The following is a 10831-nucleotide window of genomic DNA, read 5'->3' as shown; positions in this document are numbered from 1 at the left end:
GTAAGGGGCAGGGGGGCGGGGGCGCGCGGCGGTATGGTGCGCAGTCCTCAGTGGAAGTCGCGGCTTTTGGCGTCGAGCGCGCCGAGCAGGGCGGAATGGTCGACGACACGGCTCGCCAGCAGGTGCGTGACATTGCCCTGGCGGCTGATCTGGCCGAATACTCCCAGCAGGCATGCGCCGAGCAGTTCCCGGCGCTGGCGTTCGATGAGCTCGGGGCGGACGATCACGTTGGCGAGCCCGGTTTCGTCCTCGATGGTCATGAACAGCGTTCCCTTCGCGGTGCCCGGCCGCTGGCGACAGGTGACGATGCCGGCGGCGCGGGCGAGCTTGCGGTCGGGGCAGGCGGAGATTTCCGCGGCGGTGAGGAAGCGCATCGCGCTGAGCCGCTCGCGCAGCAGCGCGAGGGGATGGCGGCCGAGCGTGAAGCCCAGTCGGGAGTAGTCGGCAAGGAGCTCCTGTGCTTCGCTCGGGGGCGCGATCGCGGCGGCGCTTTCCAGCACCGGCGCGCCATGCAGCAGGCCTTCCTCCGGTTGGCCGCCAGCGGCCTGCCACAGCGCCTGGCGGCGGTGGCCGGCGAGCCCCGCCAATGCGCCGGCGGTGGCGAGCAGCCTGAGTTCGCGGGCGTCGAGCGCGGCACGCAGCGCGAGATCGTCCACGCCGGCGAAGGGGCGCAGGCTGCGTGCTGCGGCGATCCGCGCCGCAGCGTCGGCGTTGAAGCCCTTGATCATCCGCAGCCCCAGGCGCGCCGCGGGCAGCTTGGTGCCGTCCTGGGGCTCGAGCGTGCAGTCCCAGTCGCTTGCGCGCACGTCGGTGCCGCGTATCGTCACGCCGTACCGGCGGGCATCCTGGATCAGCTGTGAAGGGGAATAGAAGCCCATCGGCTGGCTGTTGAGCAGCGCGCACAGGAAGGCGGCGGGCTCGAAACGCTTGATCCAGGCAGAGAAATACACCAGCAGCGCGAAGCTGGCGGCGTGCGATTCGGGAAAGCCGTAGCTGCCGAAGCCTTCGATCTGGTTGCACAGGCGCTCGGCGAAGTCCGCCCGGTAGCCACGCTCGGCCATGCCGGCGAGCAGTTGCGCGCGGTAGCGTTCGAGCTCGCCCTGGCGGCGCCAGGCGCCCATCGCGCGGCGCAGCTGGTCGGCATCGCCGGGGGTGAAACCGGCCGCGACCACGGCGAGCTGCATGACCTGTTCCTGGAAGATCGGCACGCCCAGCGTGCGCTCGAGCACGTGACGTACGCCGTCGTCCTGTGGTGCGTCCGGAGCGCGGCGCTCCGGGCGCGGGTAGTCGATTTCCTCGCCGCGTTCCTTGCGGGTGCGCGCTTCGAGGTAGGGATGGACCATGCCGCCCTGGATCGGTCCGGGGCGGACGATCGCGACTTCGACGACGAGGTCGTAGAAGCGGCGGGGCCTCAGGCGCGGCAGCATGGTCATCTGGGCGCGCGATTCGACCTGGAAGACGCCGACGGAGTCGGCCGCGGACAGCATGTTGTACACGGCGTCGACTTCGCGCGGGATGTCGGCCAGTGTGAACTCGCGCCCGTGCCACGCCGACATCAGCGCGAGGCCGCGGCGCAGGGCCGAGAGCATGCCGAGGGCGAGGACGTCGACCTTGAGCAGCCCGAGGGTGTCGAGATCGTCCTTGTCCCACTGGATCACGGTGCGCTCGGGCATCGCGGCGTTTTCGATCGGCACCAGTTCGTCGAGGCGGCCGCGGGCGATGACGAAGCCGCCGACATGCTGCGAGAGGTGGCGCGGAAAGCCGATCAGCTCCTCGGTGAGGGCGGCGAGGCGTCGGACGGTGGGGCTGTCCGGGTCGAGGCCGGCATCGCGCAGGCGTTCGGGGAGGATGTGGCGGCCGTCGAACCAGAAGTGGTCGCGCGTGAGTCGCTCGATCTGCGCCGGCGGGAAGCCGAGGGCACGGCCGACGTCGCGCAGGGCGCTGCGCGCGCGGTAGCGGATGACCGTGGCGGCGAGCGCGGCCCGTTCGCGGCCGTATTTCGCGTACAGGTACTGGATGACCTCTTCGCGCCGGTCGTGCTCGAAATCGACGTCGATGTCGGGCGGTTCGTTGCGTTCCTTCGAGATGAAGCGCTCGACCAGCATGATGCCGAGTTGGGGATCGACTTCGGTGATACCTAGCGCCCAGCACACGACCGAATTGGCCGCCGAGCCGCGTCCCTGGCACAGGATCCCGCGGCTGCGGGCGAAGCGCACGATGTCGTGCACGGTGAGGAAATAGGCTTCGAAGCCGAGTTCAGCGATCAGCGCGAGTTCGTGTTCGATCTGTGTGCGTACGCGCGGGGGAACCTCGCCGTCCGGGCGATAGCGCCAGCGCAGCCCGTCCTCGACCAGGCGGCGCAGCCAGCTCGCCGGGGCTTCGCCCTCGGGGACCAGCTCGGCGGGGTATTCGTAGCGCAGTTCGTCGAGCCGCAAGCGGCAGCGCGCGGCGATGTGCAGCGTCTCGGCGAGGAGTTCCGGCGGATAGCGGCGGGCAAGGGTGTCGCGCTCGTGCAGGCGGTGTTCGGCGTTCGCGGCGAGCCGGGAGCCGGTTTCGGCGACGGTGGCATGGAGACGCAGCGCGGCGAGCACGTCGGCAAGCGGCCGGCGCGCGGCCTCGTGCATCAGTGCGCCCGTCGCCGCGACGGGACGCAGGCCGGTTTCGCGGGCGACCGCCTGCAGGCGCGCGAGCCGTCCGGCATCGTCCGGTCCGCACGCGAGTTCGACGGCGAGCCAGCCCGAGCCGGGAAAGTGCTCGCCGAGCCAGCGGGCGTCTGCGATGAGCGCAGCGTGGTCCGGCATCCCTTCGGGTGGCACGAGCAGGGCCAGGCAGCCCGGCAGGCCGTCTTCGAGATCGGCGCGGGTGAGGCGATATTCTCCCTTGGCGGCGGCACGCCGGCCGCGGCTGATGAGGCGCGAGAGGCGGCCGTATGCGGCGCGGTCGGTGGCGAGCAGGACGAGGCAGGGGCCGTCGGCGAGGCGGATCTCGCTGCCGATGATGAGGTGCAATGGCAGCGCCTGGCGGCGGATCTCCTGGTGTGCGCGCACGACGCCGGCGAGCGAGCACTCGTCGGTGATGGCCAGTGCAGCGTAGCCCAGCCCGGCCGCTCGTGCCGCGAGTTCCTCGGGGTGCGAGGCGCCGCGCTGGAAGCTGAAATTGCTCAGGCAGTGGAGTTCCGCGTATCCGGCGTCCGCTGATGGGGCGGGTAAAGATGTGAGACTGTACATAAGTACAGTATATGCTTCATGCGCCGGATTGCCGTCCGAATGTCGCGATGGGCTGTTCCGAACCGATGCGGATGACGAATGGGCGTGCCGGTGTGACGGTCGTCCTGCCGGACGAACGATCCGGGTGCGCGAATGTCATTCGTTTGGCTTAACATGCCATTGACCCCATGCGCGATGCAGGGATGGAGCCGTAAGCGGATGAGCAAGCGAACCCTGGTTTTTCCCCTGGCGGTCATCCTCATCGGGCTTGCCGTTGCACTGGGGGTGGCCCGGCAGACCGTCGAGACCAACCGGCAGGCCGCGGACGCCCGTTTCGATGCCTTGGCCGCCCGTACTGCGGCTGCGCTGGTGGCGCGCTTCCAGACCTTCGAGTACGGCCTGCGGGGGGCTCGCGGTGCAATCATCGGAGCCGGCAGCGAATCGATATCGCGCCAGCGTTTCCTGCAGTACGCGCAGTCGCGCGAGGCGGATCGGGAGTTCCCCGGTGCGCGGGGCTTCGGTTTCATCCGCCGCGTGGAGCCCGCGGACGAGGCCCGGTTCGTCGCCGCCGTGCGCAGCGACGGCAGGCCGGATTTCGGCATCAAGCAGATCGCGCCGCACGCGGGCGAGCGCTTCGTCATCCTGCATGTCGAGCCCGAGGCGAACAACCGGGAAGCGCTCGGACTCGACATCGCATCCGAACTGAACCGCCGCACTGCCGCGCTGGCCGCGGTTCGCACCGGCCAGCCGGTGCTGACCGCGCCTCTCACCTTGCTGCAGGCGATGGGCAAGCCGGAGCGCGGTTTCCTGCTGCTCCTGCCCGTCTATCGCGGCGGTTATCAGCCGGCGACACCGGAAGAGCGCTGGCGAACATTGCTCGGCTGGATCTATGCGCCGCTGGTCATCGATGAGGTGCTGGCGGATTTCGATTTCCGCGGCGGCGAATTCGCGGTATCGATCTACGACGCAGCCTACGCCGAACAGCCGCTCCGCTTCTACGAATCCCCGGGAAGCGACCAGGCGACCGCCGCGGGCTTGGTCAGGCAGTTACCGGTGGAGCTCTTCGGCCGCGACTGGATCGTGGAGGTCAGGGCGCTGGCGCCCTTTCACAAGGCGCTGAACCAGCCCGATCCGCGCTGGTTCGCGGCCGGCATCCTGGCGCTGTCCGCACTGCTCGCCAGCCTGGCCTACATCTACCTGCAGAATGTGCAGCGCCGCATCGGCGCCAGCGCGGAGGAAGCACGCCACGCGGCACTCGTGGAGCAGGGCGCGCGCCAGCAGCGTATCGCCGAGAGACTGAAGCTCGCGACCGAGGCGGCCGGAATGGGGGTGGCGGAATACCACTGCGAGGACGGGAAGCTCAGCTGGGACGATCGGCTCCTCGAGATCTATGGTTTGTCCGCTGGGAACTTCCCGGGAAAGGTCGAGGATTGGCTGTCGCAGGTATCGGCCAACGATCGGGCTGCGGTCGGTGCGGATTTCGATCGCGCGCTGAAGGGCGGCGCCTTCGATACCAGCTTCCATATCGTGCGTCCGGACGGCACCGAGCGCATCGTGCGGGCACTCGGCCGTGCCCAGCGAAGTCCGACGGGGGAGACCCTGAGGGTGGTGAGCGTCACTCTGGACGTGACCGAACAGCGCCGGAACGAGGAGGCACTGAGGCAAAGCGAACGCTTCCTGAGCGCCGTCGCGGACAATATTCCCACGATGATCGGGTACTGGGACGACCGCCTGCGATGCCGCTTCGTGAATCGCGCGCTGCTGGAATTCCTCGGCAAGCCTGCCGTGTCGGTACGCAATGCGCCGATGGACTTCGTGTTCGAGCCTTTCCTGTATGAGACGAGCCGGCCATACGTGGAGGCGGCGCTCGCGGGGCAGCCGCAGAAATTCCAGGCGAGTGTGGTTGGCGATCGCGACGGACGCGTGAAGCATCTGTGGTGGCATCTCGTTCCCGACCACGACGACGGGCACGTGCGTGGCGTGTATGCGGTGATTTCGGACGTGAGCGAACTGAAGGACGCGCAGATACGGCTGGAAGAGCTGAACCTCGAACTCACCCGCCAGTCGGAACTCGCCCAGGCAGGCAGCCGCGCCAAGAGCGAATTTCTGGCGAACATGAGTCACGAGATCCGCACCCCGATGAATGCGGTGCTCGGCCTCGCATATCTGCTGGAAAGGGCCGATCTGCCGCCGGCGGCGCGCGAGCTGACGCGCAAGATCCAGCGGGCGGGGCGATCGCTGCTGGGCATCCTCAACGACATCCTGGATTTTTCAAAGATCGAGGCGCATCGGCTGGACATCGAGCATCAGCCCTTCCGCCTTGCGGACGTGCTTGACGAGCTGGCAGGCACGATGGCGTATGCGTGCGAGGGCAAGCCGGTCGAGGTCGCAGTCTGGCCGGCGCCGCCCGGCACCGAATCCCTGCTGGGCGACGCCTTGCGTTTGCGGCAGGTGCTGACCAATCTCGCGAGCAATGCCATCAAGTTCACGGAGCGGGGCGAGGTCGTGCTGCGTGTCGTGCCCGCGGGACCTGGCTGCGATCGTCTGCGTCTGCGGTTTGCGGTGTCGGATACCGGGATCGGCATTCCGCCCGAGAAGCAGGAGGAGATCTTTTCTCCTTTCAGCCAGGCGGATACCTCGACGAGCCGGCGCTTCGGCGGAACCGGCCTCGGGCTGGCGATCAGCCGGCAGCTGGTCGAGCTGATGGGCGGGCAACTCGGCGTGCGCAGCGTGCCCGGGCAGGGTAGCGAGTTTTTCTTCGAGTTGCCGTTTGCGACGGCGGAAGGACCTGCGATGGCGGTGCCCGCCCCCCTTCCGCAGCGGGTGCTGATCGTCGATGACCATCCGCTGGCGCGCGAAACCCTGGCCGCGGTGGTCATGACGCTGGGGTGGTCGGCCGAACTTGCCGATTCCGGCGCGGCGGCCATCGAGGCCGCGCGGGCACGTCGGGAAGCGGGGCAGCCATTCGATGTCGTGCTGATTGACTGGCGCATGCCGGGAATGGACGGGCTGGCGACCGCAGCGGCGATGCGTCTCATGTTCGGCAACGATGCGCAGCCGGTGATCGTGATGGTGACGGCGGCCGATCGGGAAGCGCTGCAAAGGCATCCGGACAGCCGCTTCGCCGACCGGGTGTTGACCAAGCCGGTGACCGGCACGACCTTGCTCGAATCGGTGGCGGAATTGCTTGCGGGCAGGAGCGGCTGCGCGGTCGGGGCGTCGTCCTCGACGCCGTCGGGCCGCCTTGCGGGATACCGGGTGCTCGTGGTGGACGACAGCGACATCAATCGCGAGGTCGCCCAGGGGATTCTCGAGGGCGAGGGCGCACGGGTTGCGCAGGCGGAACATGGCAAGGAGGCACTGGAGCTGCTCGAGCGACAGCCGGCGGAATTCGATGCGGTGCTGATGGACGTGCAGATGCCGGTCATGGACGGTTATGAGGCGACGCGCCGCATCCGTGCATCGGAAGTCCTGCGGGTGCTTCCGGTGATCGCGGTGTCGGCCGGCGCCTTCCACGACCAGCACGAGGCAGCGCTGCAGGCCGGCATGAGCGGTTTCGTGTCCAAGCCGTTTGCGGCCGAGGACCTGATCTCGGCCTTGCTGACTTATGCGCCGCGGCGGACATCCGTTGCGGTGCCCGTTACGCCTCTTCCGTTCGCGCCCGAGGCAGGCGAGGCGCTGCTCGATGCTGCGCTCGGTCTCAGGTTGTGGCGTGACGCGAAGACTTATGCGAGCTATCTCCAGCGCTTCGTCGATACCTACGGAGGGGATCCCGGCAGGATCGCCGCTTTCCTGCATGCGGGGGACGCAGCGTCGGCTGCGGGCGTCGCCCACAAACTGCGTGGGGCGGCGGGGGCGATGGGCCTGTCGCGCCTGGTTAATGCTGCGGGCGTGGCGGAAATGGCCTTGAAGGACGGCGGGGAGCCTCACGGGGCGGTCGATCGCCTGGGCGAGACGGTGGATGCGACGCTCTCCGAGATCGGACGCTTCCTGTCTTCCGCGCAGCAGTGTGTCGAGGGCGGGCCGCCGGCGGGTCCTGCGCGGGCCACCGCGGAGTGAGGCCCGCGGGGGCGCCTTTCCGGAAAAGATGCGCTTATCCCCACTCGACGTGCGCAGCTTTGTGGACAACTTGTGGGGACGTGCTGCAGGGTACTGACGCACAAGGAAATGTTGTGTCTGCACAAAAATGAGGCATTTCCGCAACGTGCGTTGTGGGAAAGTCCCTCCTTATCCCCATCGGGCGTGAGCAGTCCTGTGGACAAGTTGTGGGGACGTGTCGCAGAGGGCTGACGCGAAAGGAAATGTTGCTTCTGCGCAAAAATGAGGCATCGACACAACGCACCTGTGGTCGTCCGAGGCGACGCTGCTGCGGCTAGAATCGACGGTTTGCTTCGTGTTGCGGAATCCCCATGCCCCATCAGCCCCGCGTGTCGTACGCCATCGCCCCCGCGCGTCCTGAGGCGCACATCTTCGACGTGACCTGCACGGTCGCCAGCCCCGATCCGGCCGGACAGGTGTTTCGTCTTCCCGCGTGGATCCCCGGCAGCTACATGATCCGCGAATTCGCCCGCAACATCGTCACGCTGCGTGCGGAGTGCGGCGGTCGCCCGGTCGCGGTGGAAAAGCTCGACAAGCACAGCTGGCGTGCGGCGCCGGTCGCCGCCGGGCGGGCCTTGACGCTGAGCTACGAGGTGTATGCGTGGGATCTCTCGGTGCGCGCCGCCCATCTCGATGCCACGCATGGGTTCTTCAACGGTACCAGCGTGTTCCTCGCGGTGGAGGGAAAGACGGACGAGCCCTGCTATGTGGACATCCTCCCGCCTGACGGCCCGGCGCTGCAGACCTGGAAGGTCGCGACCACCCTGCGTCGCCCGGCGGGAAATCCGCTCGCGGCACCTGCGATGGGCTTCGGCCTGTATTACGCGGAGAACTACGACGAGCTCGTCGATCACCCGGTCGAAATGGGCGGCTTCACGCACGCGCGCTTCGAGGCCGCGGGCGTGCCGCACGACATCGTCCTCACGGGACGGCACGACTGCGACCTCGAACGCTTGTGCAGCGATCTCTCGCGTATCTGCACGTGGCAGATCGAACTGTTCGGCACGCCCGCCCCCGTCGACCGCTACCTGTTCCTGACGATGGTGGTCGGCGACGGTTACGGCGGCCTCGAACACCGTGCCTCGACGGCGCTGCTGACGGGGCGCAACGACCTGCCCTACGTCGGCATGCACGAGCACACCGACGGTTACCGGACCTTCCTCGGCCTGTGCAGCCACGAGTACTTCCACACCTGGAACGTCAAGCGGATCAAGCCCGCGGCGTTCGCGCCCTACGACCTCGCCACGGAGAATTACACGCGCCTGTTGTGGGCCTTCGAGGGCTTCACTTCCTACTACGACGATCTCGCGCTGGTGCGCTCGGGCGTGATCGGCGTCGAGGACTACCTCACGCTGCTCGGCAAGACGATGTCGAGCGTGCTGCGCGGCAGCGGCCGCCTGAAGCAGAGCGTCGCCGAATCGTCGTTCGATGCGTGGATCAAGTACTACCGGCAGGACGAGAACGCGCCCAATGCGATCGTCAGCTACTACGCGAAGGGCGCGCTGATCGCGCTCGCACTCGACCTCCAGCTGCGTGCCGCGAGTGCGGGGCGCAAGAGCCTCGACGACGTGATGCGCCTGCTGTGGCAGCGGCACGGCTTGACGGGAGAAGGGGTCGCCGAGGATAGCCTGTTCGCGCTTGTCGCCGAGGTCGGCGAGGCCGGCCTCAAGGGGGCAGGGCGGCGCCTGTCGCGCTGGCTGAATGACGCGGTCGAGGGGACCGAAGATCTGGCGCTGGACGAGTTCCTCCGGCCGTTCGGGATCGAATTCCGTGCCGAGGCCGCCGCCAAGGGCGCCTCGCTGGGGGTGAAGCTGGCCGGCGGTAACGGCGAGGCGAAGCTCGCAAACGTGTTCGACGACGGTCCGGCGCAGCGCTGCGGGCTTTCGGCGGGGGACGTGCTCGTCGCCATCGATGGCCTCAAGGTGACGGCCGCTTCGCTCGACGGCATGCTCGCGCGCCGTCAGGGGGGCGAGCAGGTGACCATCCACGCCTTCCGGCGCGACGAGCTGACGACCGTTACGGCCGAACTGGCGCCTCAGCCGGCCGATACGGTGAAGCTCGCGAGCGGCAAGCGCGTCTCGGCGGCGATGCGGGCGCTGCGTGAGGGCTGGCTGGGAAGCTGAGCGCCCTCAGGCAGGAGGCTCCTCCTGCCGCCGCATCACGGCGCGCAGCAGCCAGCCGAACAGCACCGCGGCGACCGTCGTGGACATCACGCCTGCCTCCCAGAAGCCTGCCACGTGCGGCCCTTCGATGCGCCAGGGGGCGTGGAAGCTCGCCCAATAGCCGCCGGCGAGGCCCACGCCCCAGAAGCACACGGCGTGCATCAGCATCGGCACGAAGGTCACCTTGTAGCCGCGCAGAGCATGCGCCGCGACGGTCTGCACCGAGTCGAACAGCTGGTAGAGGCAGACGTAGACAAGCAGCATCAGGCCGACGGTACGCACGGCGACGTCTTCCGAGAACAGCGCGATGAGCGGCTCGCGCGCGATCCACAGCGCGATGCCGATGAGCGAGGCGAGTCCCGCCGTCACGATCATGCCCACCCGTATCGTCATGCGTGCCCGGGCCCAGTCGCGCGCGCCGGCCGCCTGGCCGACGAGGACGAGCACGGCGATCGACATCGCCAGCGGCAGCATGTAGATCAGGGCAGCGATGTTCGCGACGACGCGATGGCCGGCGACGGCCTCGGCACCCAGGCGGGCCGCGAACAGCGCGATCAGCGTGAAGGACGACACCTCGATGAAGGTCGACAGGCCCATCGGCAGGCCCAGGCGCAGCAGGCCGAGGATTTCCGCGGCCTGCGGCCCGCGCCAGTGCGCGAACAGGCGATAGGGTCGGTAGCCCGGATTGCGCGCGAGGTAGACGGCGCCGCAGGTGAAGGCGAGCCAGTTCACGATCGCCGTCGAGACGCCGCAGCCGAGCACGCCCAGGGGCGGTAGCCACAGGTGGCCGTAGACCAGCGCCCACGCGAGCGGGATGTGCGTGGTGGTGACGATGAAGCTGATCGCCATCAGCACGCGCGGTTTGCCCACGGCGTTGTTGAAGGCATAGAAGGTGCGGTACAGCAGCACCGCTGGCAGGCCCGCGGCCGTGGCGAGGAGGTATTCGCGGGTCTTCGCGTCGACGTCGGCGGGGACGCTGGAGAGTTCCAGCAGGAAGCCGGGAAACACCATCAGCGCGATGCCGGGCACGGCAAGCATCAGCGCGAGCCAGAATCCCTGTTGCAGCGTGGGGCCGATCGATTCCATGCGGCCGGCGCCGAAATGATGCGCGACGGTCGGGGCGACGGCCTGCAGCACGCCCACCACCAGCATCACGATGGAGATATATACGCCGCTGCCGACGGCGACCGCGGCGAGGTCGACGGTGCCGTAGCGGCCTACGATCACGGTGTCGGCGATCAGCATGCTCATCGACAGGATCTGCGCGACCAGCACCGGCCACGCATGGTGCAGCAGCTGGCGGGCAATGAAGGACGATGAGACGGGGGCGCTCAAGGAAGAGGGAGATCGGGCCGGGGGGAAGGG

The 10831-nt window shown here is 68.3% G+C and carries 4 protein-coding genes; 2 read left to right on the top strand and 2 right to left on the bottom strand.

Annotated features, from left to right (window positions below):
- Positions 1–47: 47 nt before the first annotated feature.
- Positions 48–3227: an error-prone DNA polymerase gene (locus GO615_RS26435; RefSeq protein ID WP_169132842.1), complete on the bottom strand. Its 3180-nt coding sequence runs from the start codon at positions 3225–3227 to the stop codon at positions 48–50.
- A 198-nt stretch (positions 3228–3425) separates the two neighbouring features.
- On the opposite strand from GO615_RS26435, the gene GO615_RS26430 reads away from it, so the two are divergent.
- Positions 3426–7265 carry a PAS domain-containing hybrid sensor histidine kinase/response regulator gene (locus GO615_RS26430; RefSeq protein ID WP_169132841.1) on the top strand — a complete coding sequence of 1280 codons (3840 nt, stop codon included), beginning with the start codon at positions 3426–3428 and terminating at the stop codon, positions 7263–7265.
- A gap of 350 nt (positions 7266–7615) precedes the next feature.
- On the top strand, positions 7616–9427 hold the full coding sequence (locus GO615_RS26425; RefSeq protein ID WP_169132840.1) for a M61 family metallopeptidase: 1812 nt from the start codon (positions 7616–7618) through the stop codon (positions 9425–9427).
- 6 nt (positions 9428–9433) lie between these two features.
- Here the strand turns inward: GO615_RS26425 and GO615_RS26420 are convergent, their stop codons facing one another.
- The gene (locus tag GO615_RS26420) at positions 9434–10801 is read right to left on the bottom strand and encodes an MATE family efflux transporter (RefSeq protein WP_169132839.1); all 1368 of its coding nucleotides are present in this window, start codon (positions 10799–10801) and stop codon (positions 9434–9436) included.
- Between the last annotated feature and the right edge of the window lie 30 nt (positions 10802–10831).

The organism is Aromatoleum evansii (genome assembly GCF_012910805.1).
GTDB lineage: Bacteria > Pseudomonadota > Gammaproteobacteria > Burkholderiales > Rhodocyclaceae > Aromatoleum > Aromatoleum evansii.
Note: the sequence above shows the minus strand (reverse complement) of the source record. Positions and strands in the feature narration are given on the sequence as shown.